Source organism: Gluconobacter sp. NFX36 (assembly GCF_049887835.1).
GTDB classification, from domain to species: domain Bacteria; phylum Pseudomonadota; class Alphaproteobacteria; order Acetobacterales; family Acetobacteraceae; genus Gluconobacter; species Gluconobacter japonicus_A.
Map to the genome: position 1 here is coordinate 86,862 of NZ_JAGEKJ010000002.1, position 18,554 is coordinate 105,415.

Annotated in this window: 19 protein-coding genes; 10 read left to right on the forward strand and 9 right to left on the reverse strand. The window is 57.1% G+C overall.

Translation table 11 applies throughout. The features are described 5' to 3' along the window. The first annotated feature begins 2 nt into the window (after nt 1–2). A complete protein-coding gene (locus J4P41_RS02235) occupies nt 3–1,364 on the forward strand; it encodes an ABC1 kinase family protein (protein ID WP_415577254.1) in 1,362 nt (453 codons plus the stop codon). A 42-nt stretch (nt 1,365–1,406) separates the two neighbouring features. Here the strand turns inward: J4P41_RS02235 and J4P41_RS02240 are convergent, their stop codons facing one another. Then, nucleotides 1,407–1,895, reverse strand: a complete 489-nt coding sequence (locus tag J4P41_RS02240) for an Lrp/AsnC family transcriptional regulator (protein WP_426065969.1) — start codon at nt 1,893–1,895, stop codon at nt 1,407–1,409. Nucleotides 1,896–1,988: 93 nt separating this feature from the next. Between J4P41_RS02240 and J4P41_RS02245 the strand changes: the two genes are divergently transcribed. Beyond that, the gene (locus J4P41_RS02245) at nt 1,989–2,969 is read left to right on the forward strand and encodes a DMT family transporter (protein ID WP_426065970.1); all 981 of its coding nucleotides are present in this window, start codon (nt 1,989–1,991) and stop codon (nt 2,967–2,969) included. Between the two features lie 41 nt (nt 2,970–3,010). On the opposite strand, the gene J4P41_RS02250 is transcribed toward J4P41_RS02245, so the two are convergent. Then, nucleotides 3,011–3,424, reverse strand: coding sequence for a hypothetical protein (locus tag J4P41_RS02250; protein WP_061931565.1), 414 nt, complete (start codon nt 3,422–3,424; stop codon nt 3,011–3,013). A gap of 158 nt (nt 3,425–3,582) precedes the next feature. On the opposite strand from J4P41_RS02250, the gene uvrB reads away from it, so the two are divergent. The 5 genes from uvrB (at nt 3,583) to gshB (ending at nt 8,719) form a co-directional block, all read left to right on the forward strand. Further along, nucleotides 3,583–5,790, forward strand: a complete 2,208-nt coding sequence (uvrB, locus tag J4P41_RS02255) for an excinuclease ABC subunit UvrB (protein WP_426065971.1) — start codon at nt 3,583–3,585, stop codon at nt 5,788–5,790. Between the two features lie 66 nt (nt 5,791–5,856). Continuing rightward, entirely contained in the window at nt 5,857–6,738 is an 882-nt protein-coding gene (locus J4P41_RS02260) for an aldose 1-epimerase (protein ID WP_426065972.1), read from the forward strand. Beyond that, on the forward strand, nt 6,738–7,238 hold the full coding sequence (gene greB, locus J4P41_RS02265; protein ID WP_426065973.1) for a transcription elongation factor GreB: 501 nt from the start codon (nt 6,738–6,740) through the stop codon (nt 7,236–7,238). The genes J4P41_RS02260 and greB overlap by 1 nt, the downstream gene beginning before the upstream one ends. 10 nt (nt 7,239–7,248) lie before the next feature. Continuing rightward, nucleotides 7,249–7,656 (forward strand): NUDIX hydrolase, encoded by a 408-nt coding sequence (locus tag J4P41_RS02270; protein ID WP_426065974.1) that lies wholly within the window; start codon nt 7,249–7,251, stop codon nt 7,654–7,656. A gap of 85 nt (nt 7,657–7,741) precedes the next feature. Beyond that, a complete protein-coding gene (gene gshB / locus J4P41_RS02275) occupies nt 7,742–8,719 on the forward strand; it encodes a glutathione synthase (RefSeq protein WP_426065975.1) in 978 nt (325 codons plus the stop codon). A gap of 28 nt (nt 8,720–8,747) precedes the next feature. Here gshB and J4P41_RS02280 read toward each other — a convergent pair whose 3' ends face one another. Further along, nucleotides 8,748–8,933: a hypothetical protein gene (locus J4P41_RS02280; RefSeq protein ID WP_023945204.1), complete on the reverse strand. Its 186-nt coding sequence runs from the start codon at nt 8,931–8,933 to the stop codon at nt 8,748–8,750. A 162-nt stretch (nt 8,934–9,095) separates the two neighbouring features. On the opposite strand from J4P41_RS02280, the gene J4P41_RS02285 reads away from it, so the two are divergent. The 3 genes from J4P41_RS02285 (at nt 9,096) to J4P41_RS02295 (ending at nt 11,979) form a co-directional block, all read left to right on the forward strand. Continuing rightward, nucleotides 9,096–9,776 carry a class I SAM-dependent methyltransferase gene (locus tag J4P41_RS02285; RefSeq protein ID WP_010502747.1) on the forward strand — a complete coding sequence of 227 codons (681 nt, stop codon included), beginning with the start codon at nt 9,096–9,098 and terminating at the stop codon, nt 9,774–9,776. A gap of 83 nt (nt 9,777–9,859) precedes the next feature. Beyond that, on the forward strand, nt 9,860–11,035 hold the full coding sequence (locus J4P41_RS02290) for a cbb3-type cytochrome c oxidase subunit I (protein ID WP_426065976.1): 1,176 nt from the start codon (nt 9,860–9,862) through the stop codon (nt 11,033–11,035). Then, entirely contained in the window at nt 11,032–11,979 is a 948-nt protein-coding gene (locus J4P41_RS02295) for a heme o synthase (protein ID WP_010502749.1), read from the forward strand. Before J4P41_RS02290 ends, J4P41_RS02295 begins: the two co-directional genes overlap by 4 nt. A 122-nt stretch (nt 11,980–12,101) precedes the next feature. Here the strand turns inward: J4P41_RS02295 and J4P41_RS02300 are convergent, their stop codons facing one another. The 6 genes from J4P41_RS02300 to J4P41_RS02325 form a co-directional block, all read right to left on the reverse strand. Further along, entirely contained in the window at nt 12,102–13,007 is a 906-nt protein-coding gene (locus J4P41_RS02300; protein ID WP_426065977.1) for a Tim44 domain-containing protein, read from the reverse strand. Continuing rightward, nucleotides 13,007–14,341, reverse strand: a complete 1,335-nt coding sequence (locus tag J4P41_RS02305; RefSeq protein WP_426065978.1) for a TldD/PmbA family protein — start codon at nt 14,339–14,341, stop codon at nt 13,007–13,009. The genes J4P41_RS02300 and J4P41_RS02305 overlap by 1 nt, the downstream gene beginning before the upstream one ends. After that, nucleotides 14,338–15,603, reverse strand: a complete 1,266-nt coding sequence (locus J4P41_RS02310; protein ID WP_211567411.1) for a M16 family metallopeptidase — start codon at nt 15,601–15,603, stop codon at nt 14,338–14,340. The genes J4P41_RS02305 and J4P41_RS02310 overlap by 4 nt, the downstream gene beginning before the upstream one ends. A 66-nt stretch (nt 15,604–15,669) precedes the next feature. Then, nucleotides 15,670–17,070 carry a threonine synthase gene (thrC, locus tag J4P41_RS02315; RefSeq protein WP_010502753.1) on the reverse strand — a complete coding sequence of 467 codons (1,401 nt, stop codon included), beginning with the start codon at nt 17,068–17,070 and terminating at the stop codon, nt 15,670–15,672. Between the two features lie 22 nt (nt 17,071–17,092). Then, on the reverse strand, nt 17,093–18,097 hold the full coding sequence (locus J4P41_RS02320; protein WP_426065979.1) for a hypothetical protein: 1,005 nt from the start codon (nt 18,095–18,097) through the stop codon (nt 17,093–17,095). 37 nt (nt 18,098–18,134) lie between these two features. Next, entirely contained in the window at nt 18,135–18,491 is a 357-nt protein-coding gene (locus J4P41_RS02325) for a hypothetical protein (RefSeq protein ID WP_061931586.1), read from the reverse strand. Nucleotides 18,492–18,554: the final 63 nt, after the last annotated feature.

Consider the following 18,554-nt stretch of genomic DNA (forward strand, 5'->3'; position numbering starts at 1 on the left):
CCATGGCGCGCGATCTCGATAATACCGGTTTGATGGGCGAACTTCGCCGGATGGCCCGGACATCTGGTGCAGTCGGCGGCATCGCTGCGCGCCTGGCTGGAAACCGTCTTGGCATCAAGACGGACAAGGGTGTTCACGCGGAAGGTCTGAAGTCTTCGCTGGGCAATCTGAAGGGACCGTTGATGAAGGCGGCCCAGCTTCTTTCCACCATTCCCGGTGCCCTCCCGGATGAGTATGCGGAAGAACTGGCTCATCTTCAGGCGAATGCACCCCCGATGGGCTGGAACTTCGTGCGTCGTCGAATGACGGCGGAGCTGGGGGCCGGCTGGGAAAAGAACTTCCGCTCTTTCAGCCATGACGCCGTGGCGGCTGCCTCATTGGGGCAGGTTCATCGGGCCCGTCTGGTTGATGGACGCGAAGTAGCCTGCAAGCTCCAGTACCCGGACATGCAGGGCGCGGTGGATTCCGATCTAAGGCAGTTCCGTGCGGCTCTTGGTGTTTACAAGCGGTTTGAGACGACGATCCGTCAGGACGAGGTTTACACCGAATTGTCTGACCGCCTTCGGGAAGAGCTGGATTACCGTCGGGAAGCCAGCCATCTGCGCCTGTATCGGGACATGCTGTCCGAAACCCCGACTGTGACGGTTCCGGCCCCCATTGAAGAACTGTCCACCGGCCGCTTGCTGACCATGGACTGGGTCTCGGGTCGCAGCATGAAGACGGTGCTGGCGTCTGATGCAACGCAGGAACAGCGCGATGATATGGCGCGGGCGTTGTTCCGGGCCTGGTACACGCCGGTCTATCGCTATGGCGTCATTCACGGTGACCCGCATATGGGTAATTTTACCGTGCGGGATGATTATGGTCTGAACCTGCTGGATTTCGGTGCCGTCCGTATCTTCTCTCCTCGCTTTGTTGAGGGCGTGGTCGATCTGTTTGCGGCTCTGCGGGACAATGACGAAGATCGGGCCTTCCATGCTTACAGCAAATGGGGCTTTGAAGGGCTTTCCCGCGAAACGGCTGCTGTGCTGAATGAATGGGCGCGGTTCTTCTACCGTCCACTGATGACGGATCGCGTTTGTGCCATGCAGGAGAGCAATGATCCGGCAGAAGCCAAGCAGGTTCTGGAACGGGTCTATGAAGGGCTGAAGCGTACGGGGGGCGTAAAACTGCCTCGTGAGTTCGTTCTGATGGACCGGTCAGCCATTGGGCTGGGCAGTGCGTTCCTGCGTCTGGGAGCACGTCTGAACTGGCACCAGATGTTCCAGGAGTTGATTGAAGGCTTTGATGTGAATGTTCTGGCTGAGCGCCAGAAAGAAGCACTCGCTAAAGCCAAGGTTCCTCCAGCGATTTCATCTCGCTGAACCAATTGAAAAGGCGCTTCTCTCAGGGGGGGGCGCCTTTTTTCATGGAATGAGGATCTCGCTTCCGGTTTTGACGCGGTCCAGCGCAATCAGACTGCGATAGCTGGCAACGGCTTCGTTCTGCGCAAACAGGCGGCGCGTTGTTTCTTCGTATGTTGTCATGTCCTGTGAGACGATGATCAGCATGAAGCTGACCCCGCCCGTCACATAGTAGCATTGCTGAACTTCTGGCGCGGCGCGAAAGAGAGCCTTGGCCGCATCAACAGTCTGAATCCGTTCGTCCGTCAGCATGACTTCAACGATGGAGGTGATGCCCATCTGAACGGCACGGGCCTCTACTGTGGCGCTGTTGCGGGTAATGACGCCGGATTTTTCCATGGCGGCAATGCGTCTCTGCACAGCCGCAGCAGACAGATTGACCTTCTCGGCAATCTGGCGCTGCGGCATTTTGTTGTCTTTCTGAATGATCCGCAGGATGGCGCGGTCAAACGGGTCCAGGGAGCGGGAGGGCGTAGGAGGCTTCTTGGTCATGGGATGAGTTTTTGTTGCATTTGATCCCCCAATCAAGAGCGCAAAACTCGCCGAACCGATGATATGCCTCTCGTCCCCAGAGGAAAGATTATCGTGAACACATCGTCGCATCATTCAGACAGATCCAGTCAGACCACATTGGGAATTCTGTGTGGCGCAGGGGCGGGGGCGTTGTGGGGGCTGGTTTTTCTGGCTCCCGAACTGGTGCGGTCTTTTGCGCCTCTTCAGCTTTCGGTGGGGCGATACCTCGCTTACGGTCTTATCGCCGTCATTCTGATTGCTCCCCGCTGGAACCGTGTTTTCTACGCCGTCAAATTTCAGGACTGGAAAGCCCTGTTCTGGCTCTCTTTGTTTGGCAACACGCTCTATTACGTTCTGGTGTCTTCCGCCGTGCATGCGGGGGGGATTGCCCTGACGTCGCTTGTGCTGGGGTTCATGCCGGTGGCTGTGACGATCATTGGCAGTCGGGATAAAGGTGCGGTGCCGCTCAGGTCTTTGCTCCCGTCACTAGGATTATGTGCGGCCGGTGCGGTGTGTATCGGGTGGCAGGCGCTGACCATGCCCTCACCGTCAGGGCAATCCGTGATGGGGTTGGTTTATGCGCTGGCTGCTTTGACGTGCTGGACGACCTATGCCGTGTGGAACAGCCGATGCCTGATGCGTCTGCACCATCTTTCGGTGCATGACTGGAATCTGCTGACCGGACTGGTCACGGGAGGGCAGGCGGTGGTTCTGTTGCCTATTGCTGTGCTGGTGTCTTCAGGCGGTCACTCCCTGCCGGAATGGGGGCGCTTTGCACTTGTTTCGGCAAGTGTTGCCGTGATTGCCTCTTTGTTCGGAAATGCCCTGTGGAACCGAATGTCCCGACTTTTGCCGCTGACCATGACGGGCCAGATGATCCTGTTTGAGACACTGTTTGGTCTGACTTACGGATTTTTGTGGGAGCAGCGAGCGCCGCGTGTTCTGGAAATGGCGGCGTTTGCTCTGGTGATCGGGAGCGTTCTGTCCTGCGTCGCCGTTCATCGCAGGTATTCAGCCCGCGAGACGCTGCCAGTCATGGATCTTGCGGCCTGATGAGTTCTGCTTTTGTCAGTGGATGATCGGGCCAGACAGTCTCAGAAGATTTCCTTGATGAGATCATTCCCGATACTGAAACCGGCGCCAGCTTCAACGGAACGGGCAAAGCCAGAATTGAGGATATTGGAAAAGAAACTGTTTTCAGCCGGTTGTTCCACGGCCTGAACAGGAGGCTGTGCTTGATATGGCTGGGGCGAGACATAGGTGTTCTGGCTGTTTGCCGCGCTTTCAAGCGCTGCATGCAATTGCTGGAGCAGGGTTGTGACCTGTTGTTGCTCGGCCTGAAACGAGAGCGCGACTTCCCGCAGATCCAGTGCCCATTCCCGAGCCTGCATGTCTCCGCTCTGGGCCGCACTCTGCATCTTGGCGCCTAGCGTCTGGAGAGAGTGTGCGGATTGCTGGGCCTGTTCCTGAAGTTGGTTGTATGTCTGCTCGATCGCGTGGATGTCCATGATCGGTTTCCCTTCAAAGATACGCGGCCTGAATACGCCCTCTTGGCGAGTCCCTCCATCCTTTTCAGCAATAGAATGACATAAAGATACGTTGCCGGAACGCCTTCCGTGCTGCTGCGCTCTTGTGATGTTCCCGTTTCTTTCCCATCTTGGATCTCATGGCCAAAAAACCCTCCGCACTCCGCAATGCGACCGCAATGCCCATGACGGCCTTTATTCCTGAAAAGCAGCCTGCAAAGGCCAAGACGCGGAAGTTCGTGGTCAAGGCGGATTATGAGCCGGCAGGCGATCAGCCCACTGCCATTTCCGAGCTTGTGCAGGGCGTGGAGAATGGGGAGCGCGATCAGGTTCTGCTGGGCGTGACGGGGTCCGGCAAGACGTTCAGCATGGCGAAGGTCATTGAAGCGACGCAGAAGCCGACGCTCATTCTGGCTCCGAACAAGACTCTCGCCGCACAGCTTTATGGCGAGATGCGGCAGTTTTTCCCTGATAATGCCGTCGAATATTTCGTCTCGTACTACGACTACTACCAGCCGGAAGCCTATGTTCCGCGGTCAGACACGTATATCGAGAAAGACAGCCAGATCAACGAGCAGATCGACCGGATGCGCCATGCGGCCACGCAGGCACTTCTGGAACGGAATGACGTTATCATCGTCGCATCCGTGTCCTGTATTTACGGTATCGGGTCCGTTGAGACGTACTCGAAAATGGTGGTCCGGCTTGAGGTCGGGGGCGAGATTGATCGCGAGAAGCTCATCAAGGCGCTGGTCGAACTCCAGTATCGTCGAAACGATGCCGGGTTTGAGCGCGGGACGTTTCGTGTGCGCGGGGAGCAGATCGACATCTTCCCGGTTCAGAATGAAGACCGCGCCTGGCGTGTCTCGCTGTTTGGTGATGAGATTGACCAGATCACAGAATTCGATCCGCTGACCGGCAACAAGACGGCGGATCTGGCGGAAATCAGCGTTTACGCAAACTCCCATTACGTCACGCCGCGCCCAACGCTGAATCAGGCGATGATTGGCATCAAGAACGAGCTTCGTAAGCGGTTGGAGGAATTCACGGCTGATGGAAAACTGCTGGAAGCCGAGCGGCTGTCCCAGCGAACGACCTTCGATCTGGAAATGATCGAGACGACCGGCGCGTGCAAAGGCATCGAGAATTATTCCCGGTATCTGTCTGGCCGTGGGGCGGGCGATCCACCGCCTACACTGTTCGAATATTTGCCCGAAGACGCGCTGCTCATCGTGGATGAAAGTCACGTCACGGTTCCGCAGATTGGCGGCATGGAGCGTGGGGATAGAGCCCGGAAATCCGTCCTTTCTGATTATGGGTTCCGCCTCCCGTCCTGCATCGACAACCGGCCGTTGGCGTTTGGGGAGTGGAATGCGTTCCGGCCCCAAAGTATTTTTGTGTCTGCCACGCCGGGCCCATGGGAAATGGAACAGACAGGCGGCGTTTTTGCCGAGCAGATCATTCGCCCGACAGGTCTGATTGACCCGGTCACGATCGTGAAGCCCGTTGAAGGACAGGTGGATGATCTGCTGCATGAAGCGCGTGAGACCATTGCACAGGGTGGTCGCGTTCTTGTCACGACACTGACCAAGCGTATGGCCGAGGATCTGACGGACTATCTGGGCGAAGCCGGGATCAAGGTCCGGTATCTACATTCTGATGTGGATACACTGGAGCGGATCGAGATCATTCGGGACCTGCGTCTGGGCGCTTTTGACGTTCTGGTTGGCATTAACCTGCTGCGTGAAGGGTTGGATATTCCAGAATGTGCGCTCGTCGCCGTTTTGGACGCAGACAAGGAAGGCTTCCTGCGCTCCCGCACGTCGCTTATCCAGACGATTGGCCGTGCCGCCCGTAACGTGGATGGGCGTGTGCTGCTCTATGCAGACAAGATGACGGACAGCCTGACCTTCGCCATTGAGGAAACGGCTCGACGTCGGACCCGTCAGATGGAGTGGAACGAGGCGCACGGTATTACGCCGATGACAGTTCGTTCCAAGATTGGCGATGCACTGTCGTCCATCTTCGAGCAGGACTATGTCACAGTCGCGCCTGATGAGGCCGGGGATACCGAGCAGTTTGTCGGGAAATCCCTGCCAGTCACCATTCAGGAACTTGAAAAGCGGATGCGTGAAGCCGCTGCCAATCTGGACTTTGAACAGGCGGCGCGTTTGCGTGATGAAGTGCGGCGTCTTGAAGCGATTGATATGGGGCTAGAGCCGCCGCCGGTTGCGACATCGACGGCCGGGCGGCCTGGAGGGGGCAAGAAGCCGAAAGGTCCGACGCCACTTGGCCCAGGCGGCGGCGGGTATGATCCGGCCAAACGCAAACGTGGCGGTCGTCGCTGATCGGGGTATATGGGGCGACCTCCGGTTGCCCATGACCGACCGTCACTATCAGGATTGCAGACTGTCATGATCGAATTGAGCCGCGGTAAGAGCCGCCTGACCATTCTTCCCGAAACGGGAGGCGCCGTGGGTGTCTGGCAACGGGACGGGAAAGACATTTTTCTGCCAGTCCCGAACGAAGCTCTGGCCGCGCAGAAGGGGAAAGCCGTGGGGGCATATCCGCTGATTCCCTATTCCAACCGGATCGCGAATGGACGTTTTTCATTTAATGGGCAGGATTACGATCTGACCCCCAATATGGGCGATCATCCTCATACGATTCATGGCAATGCGTGGGAGCAGGAATGGACGGTCGCCCATCAGGGTGCGAGCCATGCTGTCCTGACGCTGGATCATGTTCCGCAGGACAATGACCGGCAATGGCCCTTCGCTTATCGCGCGGTTCTGTCCTATCTGCTGACTGACGATGTGCTCGATGTCCACATGGTCGTCGAAAACCGCGATACGGTCGATCAGCCGGTCGGTTTTGGCTTTCATCCGTTTCTGGCAGCCGAGGGGCTGGCGACACTTTCGTTCGATGCGGAAAAAGTCTGGCTGACTTCACCGGATGGCCTCCCTGTTGAGTCCGTTCCGTGTGAAGGCGAATGGTCTTTTCACGCTGCAAAGGATGCTCACGCGCGGTCCATTGATAATTGCTTTGCAGGTTTTGGGGGAACGGTCGGGCTTGATCGTCCGGACGCAGGCGTAAAAGTCTCAGTAGAAGCTGATCCGATCTTTACACACCTAGTCGTTTTTACGTCTCCTGATGGACCTTTCGTCGCTGTGGAACCGGTGACGAACATGACGGATGCGGTCAATCGACCTGATATTCCGGGCCGGGGGCTGCATATCCTCAAGCCGAAAACGCGGATTGGTGGCCGGATGCGTTTTCGTGTCGGGGCCGTCTGATGTCTGAAAAGACGCCGCTTTCGCATTACCTGTCACCAAAGGGTGCCGCTGTTATGCGCGCGGAACTCAAGGAACTGGCGCAGAAGGAGCGTCCTCGTATTGTCGAGATCGTATCCTGGGCGGCCGGGAATGGAGATCGGTCCGAAAACGCGGATTACCAGTACGGCAAGCGTCGTCTGCGCGAGATTGATCGTCGGCTGCGCTTTTTGGGGAAGCGGCTGGAAAACGCCGTGATTGTCGATCCTGCGGCTCAGACCACGCGTGATCGCGTGTTCTTCGGGGCGACGGTGACGTATGTTGATGAGGATGACACGGAACATACCGTGACGATCCTAGGGGTGGACGAGTCGGATCTCGTGCGGGGGGAAGTCAGTCTCATTTCTCCGATCGCACGTGCCCTGATGCGGACACGGGTTGGCGACGTCGCGATGTTGCAGACGCCGCGCGGGCCGGTTGAGATCGAAATCCTGAAAATTACTTACCCTGACCCTCAGGACTGAAGGGGCATCTGTGCAATCTGAACCTCGCATCGGATGTGGTGCCGCCATTCTCGTTGACGGAAAGCTGCTGCTGATCCGCCGTAAAAAAGCGCCTGAAGCCGGATGCTGGGGACTTCCGGGCGGAAAGGTTGATCTCTTTGAACCTGTTGCCCGGGCGGTTGAGCGAGAAGTGGCTGAAGAACTCGGCGTTACAATTCATGCCCGACAAATGCTGTGTCTGGTGGAACAGTCTGATCCCGCCGCAGGTACGCACTGGATTGCGCCCGTTTATCTGGTCACCGAATTCACGGGCGTACCAGCCCTCATGGAGCCTGAAAAACACAGTGCTTTCGGCTGGTTCGCTCTCGGGGAACTGCCCTCTCCACTGACAACGCCGACCATTCAGGCTGTAGAGGCACTTCACGGGCATCCACTCTAACAACAGGCCCATGCCCCGGCTTTGAAAAAGTTCTTCTGCCCGCTACAGAAGAATTCTCAACGTTTTTTCAGTTGGAGTTTCCGACATGTCCCGCTCACTCCGGGTTGCCGTACAGATGGACCCGCTAGAACAGGTCAATATCGACGGCGACTCCACTTTTGCCCTCATGCTTGAAGCGCAGGCGCGTGGACACGAGCTTTGGGTTTATCCTGTTTCCACCCTCAGCCTGACGGAAGGGCAGGGGAAAGGCGGTCGCCTTCAGGCTCGCGCCCGTCGTGTTGAAGTCCGCCGTGTTCGTGACGATCATGCGACGTTTGGGGAAGAAGAAATCCTTCCGCTGGGCGAGACGGACGTCATTCTGATGCGTCAGGATCCCCCGTTCGACATGGGCTACATCACAGCAACGCATATGCTGGAGCATGTTCACGGTGTTGGTGAGGGGCTATCTCTGGTCGTGAATGATCCGGTTGCGGTCCGGAATGCGCCGGAAAAGCTGCTGGTGACGCATTTTCCACATCTGATGCCGCCTACACTGGTGGCGTGGGACCCGCGGGATATTCTGGCCTTCCGCGAGAAGCATCAGGATATCATCGTCAAGCCGCTTTACGGCAATGGCGGTGCAGGCATTTTCCGTATCAAGCCTGATGATGAGAACCTGAAAGCCCTGTTGGAAATGCATTTTGCACGGACCAACGAGCCTCTGATGATCCAGCGTTATGAACCGGCTGTCCGTCAGGGCGACAAGCGCATTATCCTCGTGGACGGGCACCCGATCGGAGCGATTAACCGTGTTCCCGCAACAGGTGAGGCGCGTTCAAACATGCATGTTGGCGGGCGCGCCGAGCGTGTGGACCTGACGGCTCGGGACAAGGAAATCTGTGAAGCGATTGGCCCGTATCTTCGCGATCACGGCCTGATTTTCACAGGAATCGACGTGATTGGAGACTGGCTGACGGAAATCAACGTCACCTCACCAACCGGACTTCAGGAACTCGATCGTTTCGAAGGCATCAACAGTGCAGGGCTGATCTGGGACGCCATTGGACGGCGTTATCCGTCCTGATTGGAAGGGAAGGCGGCTGAAAGCGAATTCAGCCGTCGATTTTCCCTTCCGGTTCCGGCTTGTAGCGGATTGGTTCTGCAGGGGTGTCGGAAACCGGGGTTTTGTCTTTTTCAAACCGGTTTGCAAACCAGACTGCGATCTGTTTGCGGAAATACAGGGTGTAGATGCCTATCCACACAACAAGGCAAAGCAGGATCAGAAATATATTCAGCATCTGTTGCGCCCAAAATGATGAAAAACGGTCGAGTTAGTGACCATCCGCAACCCGTGTCTTGCCAGATGCATATCCGGAAGGGCAAGAAGGAGCCAACTGAACTACGTTTCCGGATATGCTCTCCAGTCTTGAGGGGAGCGGACACAGAAGGTCGCATAGAATATGTCTTCAACCCTCTCCCCGCGTTCCGCACTGGATGCGGAGGCCGTCAAAGCGGCCTATCGTCGATGGGCCCGCGTTTACGATACTGTTTTTGGCGGTATTTCCGGTTACGGGCGCAAGAGGGCTGTTGAGGCTGTCAATGCTCTCCCGGGTGAACGGGTCCTTGAAGTCGGCGTTGGAACAGGACTCGCGCTTCCGTCTTACACGCCAGAAAAACGGATCACCGGCATTGATCTTTCAGAAGACATGCTTGACCGGGCACGGATGCGCGTTCTTCAGGATCGTCTGACGAATGTGGACGATCTTCTGGAAATGGATGCTGAGGCCACGACTTTTGAAGATGACAGTTTCGATATTGCTGTAGCGATGTTCGTGGCTTCCGTTGTGCCCCATCCAGATCGTCTTCTGGCAGAACTCAAGCGTGTTGTTCGGCCGGGCGGGCATATCCTGTTTGTAAATCACTTTCTTGCAACGGGTGGATTGCGCCTGACAGTTGAGCGGGGAATGGCCCGTGCATCCCGTTCACTGGGCTGGCATCCGGACTTCGCAATCGAGTCTCTTCTTCCCCCGGAAGACCTGAAACGCGCTACTCTGACGCCTGTTCCGCCTGCAGGGCTGTTTACGCTCGTGACATTGCCGCAATGCGAGAGTAAAAGCGACGCCGCAGCCCTGGTCGCCTGATCGGCGTATGGTTCCGGTATAACCGGCGCCGAGTATTCCGACGCTCGCTGCGGTATTCCTTGGCAGGGACCGACTACGCGACCATGACTTATCAGGCCTTCGACTCTACCCCCGTTCTTTCCAATAGACGGATCGGAACATCCTTCATTCTGCTGGCGCTGTTTGCCGGTCTTCTGGGTGGGTCGTTGGCGTTGCCATTTCTTCAGACACATCCGACAGCAGGGCTCGCGTTCTGCCACGGGATTCTGATGGCATTTTTCGTGATTTGTCCGGCTGCGCTCGGCGGGTTTGGCCAGTGGCTGCTTCCTGCCGAACTGGGGACGGACAGAACTACGCTTCCTGCCTTTAGCCTGGCCGGTTTCGGTTTTCTGTCTTCGGGCGTTGTCCTGCTGCCGTTGCAACCTCTTCTGGCTCTTGCACTCTGGGCCGTCGGCGTTCTTGCGCTCGCAGTGGATATCATCACGACTGTCCTCGAGGGCCGGACGCGCCTTTTTCGTACGCTGTCTCCACTTGCCTGGTCTATGTTGGCCACGGCTTCAGGCGTGGCAATTGTGGCCCCAACGCTTGCGGCTGTTGTGACCCGCATGCTGATCAATGATGCCCCTGACAGTGCGGCTCAGGGTCTGATCGGGATGCTCCATCTTCCTGAGACGGCGTTGATGCTGACGCCTGCTCTTGGTCTGGTGTGCCATCTTCTGATGCCGCGTCCGGATACGAATAGTTTTTCAGGCCGCGTTGCGCCTTATGTGTTCGGATGTATGTCCGTTCTGGGACCGCTCTGCTGGATGGATAGTCTTTTCGGCGGAATGTCGGGTCTCTCCCAGAGCAGCCTTGTCGCTCTGACGCAGTTTCTTCCGTCTTTTGTGCTTGTGGCGACACTTTGCGTGGATGTCTGGAAGCAGAAGCGCGCCTTGGACGGTACAACGCTTTGGGCGTTGGGGAGCCTCGTTCTTTTCTCGGCGGGCTGGATTGCGGAGTTCATGCCGGGGCATGCGCTCGACCATACTGCTGCGGCATTTGGCGGCGTGATGGCACTCTGTGGCGGGTTCTACGCCTGGATGATGCGCCTTCTGCCAGATCATATTCCTGCGCCTCTCAGTCGTCTTCATGCAGGACTGACGTTCGTGGGGGCTCTTTGCTCCCTGACGCCGGTTCTGATGCCTGTCGGCGAAGGACTGATGGGCCTTAGCCTGCTGACATTCGGGCTGCTGGGACTGTTCCTGATCAGGGAGACCGGGCGTGCCCGGGTCAGAGCATGAGCGAGACAACCCCTCTAGCCCCGTCGGGGCTTTTTTCTGTTCTGGGTGCTGACGGCGACTCGTCTTTGAAGGACTGGCTTGCGCTCCTGAAACCACGTGTCATTTCACTCGTGGTCTTTACGGGCGCAGCAGGCATGGCGGTTGCGCCGCGATGGCCTTCCATCCCCATCGGGATCATTACCATCCTGTGTATCTGCATTGGGGCAGGAGCCGCCGGTGCGATCAACATGTGGTACGACCGCGATATCGACGCGATTATGAAGCGTACGAATGTCCGACCTATCCCAGACGGACGGATGCCGGCCGATAGTGCGCTGATCTACGGCGTGGTACTGTCAGTTCTGTCTGTGCTTGTGCTTTGGCTCGCAACCAATGCTCTGGCCGCTGGTATTCTGGCGTTCTCGATCTTCTTCTACAGCGTGATCTACACGATGTGGCTCAAGCGGAGCACACCACAGAATATCGTTATTGGCGGTGCGGCGGGAGCGTTCCCACCCATGATTGGCTGGGCTGCAACCATGAATTCCATGGCTGTTTTGCCTGTCGCCATGTTTGCCATCGTGTTTCTGTGGACGCCGCCCCATTTCTGGTCCCTGTCGTTGTATGCCTGCAAGGATTACGACAAAGCCGGGATTCCGATGCTACCGGTCGTCAAGGGCGCACGACACACGCGCTGGCAGATTCTGCTCTACACATTCATTTTGACGGCTGTTTCTCTGGTTCCGTCTTTCGTCCATGAATGTGGACTGTTCTACACGGTTACAACCAGTCTGCTTGATCTCGGATTTATTCTCTGCGCGGTTCGTGTGCTGATGGATCAGCAGGACGCTCAGGGCGTCAGCCTTACAAAAGATAAGCCAGCACGGTTCGCGTTCCGCTACTCGCTGGCGTATCTGTTCTTCTTGTTCTGTGGATTGTTGGTGGATCGGGTGCTGCTATCATGAAAACAACAACCGATCTTGCCGCCAAGCGGCGTCAAAGCCGGATCGTGGGAATTGCAGGAGGGGTCATCACCCTCGCTGCAATCTTTTACGTGATTACCCTGATCCGCTTCTAAGGAAGTTTCTCAGCCACCCTGCTGGATGGCTGAGAGGATCCAGTTTCCGCGCCCGTCAGCACGAACAAACGTCCAGAGTTCCGTGACTGTAACCGGCTCGGTCGAACTGCCGTCAATGACATTACCAAACGAGTCTGTCGTCACGTCGGTCATGGAATACTGCATGGCGACTGTGGCGTAGGTCAGGTTGCGTTCACGCCAGGCTTCCGAAAGGTCACCCCGCAGAAAGCGGACGTTGGAGACGATATTCCGTGCGCCACGGCTCGCCAGATCGGACAACTGTTCGTTGAAGTAACCTGCCATTTCCGGCGTTGTCATAGACGACAGGGCACGCATGTTCTGTGCGCTCCAGGCAGACTGGATGTCGAGCAGCAGGCGCTGGAAGCTGGTGTAATCGTCGTTGCTTAGTGTTACTGGCGCATTGCCGCTGGCTGTACCAAATGGCGTTGCAGCAGATGAACCGGAGGCGCCCTGACGGCGATTAAACAGGCGCAGAACGAACATGATCAGCGCGCCAATCACGAAAACCTGGAACAGGAAGCCGAGGATCGACGTCCCGCCTGTCATACCCCCAAAGAAACCGTGCCCACTCAGCATTCCAAAAAGCCCCGCTCCCAGTAGACCGCCTGCAAAACCCGTCATGAACGGGTGGCGGTTTGGGAAAGAGGGACGGTATCCTGGTGTCATGGGCGCCATCGGACGAGGGGTGGCGGACTGGGCACCGTAGTTGGACTGCGGCGTCATGGTCCGGTCCATCGGGCGTGTCCAGCTCGGCGTAATGGAGGTCCGGGGAGGCGCGCTCCAGGTACGGGATCCACGGCTGCCCATGGACGACCCTCCACCCGGACGGGCATCAGCGGAACCCAGCACACAAAGAAGTGCACAGGCGATAGAGAAAAGACGAAAATTACGCATCAAAGTCCTGCAATGCTCATGCCATCAATCCGGATGCTCGGCGCATTCACGCTGTTCCGGAAGGAAAGATCACTGGCTGGAACCATCCGGGTGAACATGTCCCGCAGATTCCCGGCAATCGTGAGTTCCGCTACCGGCTCAGCAAGTTCACCGTTGCGGATCATGAAGCCGGAAGCCCCACGGCTGTAATCCCCCGTCAGCATATTGACGGACGATCCCATGAGTTCCGTAACCAGAATCCCTTCCTTTATATCGGAACGCAGTTCGACGGCGGAAAGATCACCCGGTGCAAGATGAAGATTTGTCACACTTGGGCTTGGCGGCCCCGAAACGCCCCGGCTGGCTCGACCATTTGAACGCAGGTCCAACTGGCGGGCGCTCCGTGAATCCAGCAGCCATGTCTGCAAAACGCCGTCGATGACGAGATCCAGCACATTGGCTGCACAGCCTTCCCCATCGAATGGACGTGAAGCAGGACCGCGGACAAGGCGTGGATTGTCTCTGACTGTCAGACCTGCGCTGAGGATTCGTGTGCCCATAGCCTCTTTCAGGAAGGATGTGCCACGCGCAATCGACGCACCATTGATCGCGCTGACCAGATGCCCGAGCAGACTGGAGGAAACGCGGGGATCATAGATGACGTCATAAGTGCCCGTCTTTGGACGGCCTGGATTAATGCGGGCAACAGCGCGTTCACCAGCCAGACGGCCAACGCTCTCAGGCGCGTCCAGATCTTCCAGATGGACGGTGCTGTGATACGCGTAGTCGCGCTGCATGGACGCCCCTTCGCCCGCAAGAACGCTGGCGCTGAGGGAGTGGCCGGTGCGGCTGTAGCTGCCCATGAAGCCAGCGGATGTGCCTAAGGCAATCACAGTGCGGCCGTGTCCGACGGATGCGCCGTTAGTGTTAGTGACGCCTGATACCGCCAGAGCGGCCTCCTCGGCTTCTCGGGCGCGGCTCAACAAGGTGTCCATATCTGGTGATGCCGTGTCGGACAGATCCAGCCCTTCAGCATCGAAATGCCCGATCATGGCGTCAGGAGCCAACCCTCCAAAGCGGTCTTCCGGCACCACAAGCGCCATGGCGCAGGCCTGTTCTGCCAAGCGATCAAACTCAGCATCATCCAGCACGCTTGTCGAAACGGAAGCTGCTTTCTGGTTACGGAAAACCCGCAGACCGAGGGCTACGCTTTCAGAGCGCTCGATGCCTTCGGGAACGCCTTTTCGCACCATAGCAGACTCGGATTCGTTCCGGATGAAAATGGCGTCGGCATGGTCGGCGCCGTGACGTTTTGCCGCAGCAAGAAGGGCTTCAACGTGACGGGTTGTACTCATGCAGCAAGCCTCGCGGTGATGTCGTCCATCGTCGGCATGTTCTTGACCGGACCGATGGCTGTGAAGGTGGGTGTGCCAGCGAAGATTTCGCGGGCGACGCGCAGGATGTCCTCTTCCGTCACGGCATCAATCTTTCCAACCGTTTCGGTTACGGGGACGGGGCGACCATGGATCTGGATCTGGCGGGCGAGCTGCTCACAGCGGCTGCCTGTGCTTTCCAGAGACATCAGCAGAGAGGATTTAAGCTGGGCACGGGCACGGGACAGTTCTTCTGCTGTCAGGCCATCCTGAAGGCGCTTGAGTTCGTCGATCATGACCGGGACAAGCTCGGCCGTCTCGGCTTCACCAGTGCCTGCGTAGAGGCCAAACAGTCCGCTGTCGCTGAAGGGGGAAGCGAAGGAATAAACGCTGTACACTAGGCCACGGCGCTCCCGGATTTCCTGGAACAGACGTGAGGACATGCCGCCACCCAGAAGGGTGGAGAGGATCATAACCGCGTAATGATCGGGATGGTGATAGCTGACGGATGGGAAGCCCATGACCAGATGGGCCTGATCCAGCTCGCGTGTCGTGCGCAGATCGCCACCCGCATAAGCTGCCCCACGAGGGCGGGGCGTCTGATGTGTTGGCAGATCCCGGAAGTGTTCTTTCACCAGATCGACAACCTGCTGATGATGCAGGTTTCCGGCGGCGGCGATCGTGATGTTGTGCGTGGTGTAGTGTTCACGCATGTAGCCCATCAATGTCTCACGCGTCATGCCGGAGACAAGCTGTTCTGTACCGAGTGTCGGGCGACCCATGGGCTGTTCCGGGAAAGCGCGTTCCTGAAACTGGTCGAAGATGATGTCATCCGGCGTGTCATTCGCCTGACCGATTTCCTGCAGGATGACCCCACGCTCGCGCTCGATTTCTGCATCCAGAAACGTACTGTGCGTCAGGATATCGCCGATGATGTCCACACCGAGAGCCAGATCTTCCTTGAGAAGCTTGACGTAATAAGCCGTAGTTTCACGGGCGGTATAAGCATTGATGTAACCGCCGACATTCTCAATTTCCTCGGCAATCCGGGAGGCAGAGCGGCGCTCGGTTCCCTTGAAGGCCATATGTTCAAGGAAATGGGACACACCGTTGTTTTCGGCGGTTTCGTCACGGGTGCCAATCGAGACATACGCCCCGAACGAGACGGTCTCAACGCGATCCATGCGTTCCGTAATGATGGTCAGACCGTTGTCGAGCGTAGTGACTTCAATCGTATCGGGCATGAGTTTCCGTAAGTCATAAAAAGACAGGCTCCCTGAGATGGGGAGCCTGCGGGAAGGAACAAGGTATTAGTGGCTTTTGAGATGGGTACGGACCGCATCCTGAATGCCAGTGATCTGACTGCTCATCGTGTCATAGCGTTCCGGACGCTCGAAAAGATCAGCCAGATGTGGAGGCAGGGCAGCTCTGATGCCGGTCGCTGAGAAGACTGCATCCGGGAATTTGGCGGGATGAGCCGTCGCGGCGGCGATCATCGGAATACCGGGTTCCTGAAAGCGTTTGCCGACAGCCAGACCGATGGCCGTATGCGGATCAGCCAGATAGAGGCTCTCATCATAGAAATGACGCATGGCTTCGCTGGTCTGCTCATCATTGAGCGTCATACCATCGAAGACGTCTTTCATGCGCGTCCAGGCATCATGCGGAACAGCCATACGGCCAGTTTCGCGGAACTCTCTCATGATCGCAGCGCAACGCGTTGGGTTACGGTCCAGAAGTTCGAACAGGAGGCGTTCGAAGTTGGACGAAACCTGAATATCCATTGACGGCGACAGGCTGGGCTCAACCGTGCGGACGCTCATGTCGTTTTCCAGAAGGAAGCGCGTGAGAATGTCGTTGCGGTTTGATCCGATGCACAAACGGCGGATGGGGAGGCCCATCTGACGGGCAGCCCAAGCCGCAAGTACATTGCCGAAGTTGCCGGTCGGAACGGAGAAAGACACTTCCCGATCTGGTGCACCGAGAGCCAGCGCTGCACGGACGTAATATGGGATCTGTGCGGCGATACGTGCCCAGTTGATGGAATTGACGGCGGACAGGGAGACTTCGTCCCGGAACGGCTGGTCGGCGAAGAGCGCCTTGACGATATCCTGACAGGTATCGAAGTCACCTTCGACAGCAATGTTCAGAATGTTGTCGTCGGGTACGGTCGTCATCTGGCGACGCTGGACTTCCGACGTGCGACCCTTCGGATGAAGGATGACAACTGAAAGACGTTCACGTCCACGGCAGGCTTCAATGGCGGCCGAACCGGTATCGCCGGATGTTGCGCCGACGATCGTGACTTTCTGGTTTCGCTGGGTCAGAACATGGTCGAACAGGCGGCCAAGCATCTGCATCGCCATATCTTTGAAGGCGAGCGTCGGGCCATGGAACAGTTCGAGCGAGAACAGGTCCTGCTCGACTTCGCAAAGCGGTGCTACGGCCGCGTGATCGAAACCAGCATAGGCATCTCGGGCCATATCGCGCAGGGTATCGCGATCAATGGCACCTTCAGAGAACAGGGAAATGACTTCAGCCGTTAGATCTGCGTAGGACAGAGCGCGCCAGTCCCGGAATGTCTGGGCGCTGATTTTGGGCCAGGTCTCCGGCATGTAGAGACCGCCGTCTCCAGCAAGGCCGGCAAGCAGAATGTCGGAAAAGTTGGGGGCGTCGGCGGTCAGGTCGCCGCGAGTAGATCGGTAGCGCATGCCGCCTTTATATCACGACCTTCTATGGCAAGGCGATGCGAAGAATGTGCGGTTTTCCATCTTCTGATGTCAGAACACTGACCTCATGATCGCCTGAAACCGTCAGTGCCCCTGCATCAAGAAGACGTTTGTCCCGAACAAGGATCAGCGGATTGCGGTCGCTGCCGAATTTCAGCAATGCCCCATCAGTGATGTCAGACATATAGAAAATATTGTCTGCGGACAGGGTGAGGCCGCCCAGGCTAGGTGTGTCACGCCATTCGACGATCCCATCAAGTTGTTCCACGGGCGTGAAAGCCGGGTCGGTAAGAAGGGCGCTGCCAATACGATAAAGGGGGCCACAGGCAGGCATATAGAACAGCCACTGGCCTTTGGCATCCAGCGCCAGAAATCGCACATTTCCGCCTGTCAGCGGATGATTGTCAGGACCATTGGTTATCTGGTCGTTCCGTTTAAGGGGGCGGCGACCTGTTACGGAGGGATCATAGGGAAGAAAACGCTGCGCCTTGCCGTCTTTGAGGGCCACTACAACGAGAGCAGCCTGTCCTTCATCGGTCAGATAAGCGTAATTTCCATCGACCTGGATGGCCGTGAAACGGCTGTCTGCGGTGTGGCCACCTTGAAGAGGAATTGTTTGAAGCAGTTTTCCGCCTGAGGATAACTGAACGAGCGCGGCTTCTGGGGAGGCAGCCAGTCCCCAAAAAATAGTGTCCTGTTTGGTGAGCGCGGAAAGAGGCGGAATTTTTGCTCTTTCAGTCTCATTCTCAGGAAACGGATGTTCCTGATTGGCCGAATCGATGAGGACAGGCCGCCCATCTACATCCAGCCCCAGGAGAGACAGGGCATTATGCTGCGTCAGGGCCGTAAGCTGAATATTCTCAAGTTGGGCATCCGTCGTAATCCTTGCTGACTGAGGCGCGTCTTTCCACGGATGATCGGCATACGCAGGAAAAGCGAACAGACAGGACGTTCCCAGAAGAACGGCGGAGACGGAATGCAGAAGCCAGCTTTTCATGGTTCGAGACATCGGCCTGTCTGGAAAATTTGACAAGACCGAAAAGGGATTAATTCTCCAGTGTCAGCTCTGAGCAGGCTTTGTCAGTAAACTTCGCACTTGGAGAAGATGAGCCTGCTTTTTCCGGAATGCGGGAATCTTGGTTTGTTGGGAGGGGCGCTGGGCGCGGATTGGATAGCCAGGGGGCATGTTCATGCTCCACAGGGAAAAGAACAGCCGCATGCATCAGGAGAGCGGAATCGATGGTCTGGCATTCAATGGACCAGCGTTGATCGGGCATACGGGAAATGTAGTGCCCTGACGCAGTTTGTCTGACTTCAATCGGGAAGGTTCGTGTCGTCATACCCTGACGGACTGTCGCGAAAACCAGGCCGGGAACATTGCCTGTCCGTTGTTCAAGATGCATGGTCAGACGCCTCTGATTGTCTTGTTCACACGCACCATGCTGTCCAAAGACTGAATACTTCGT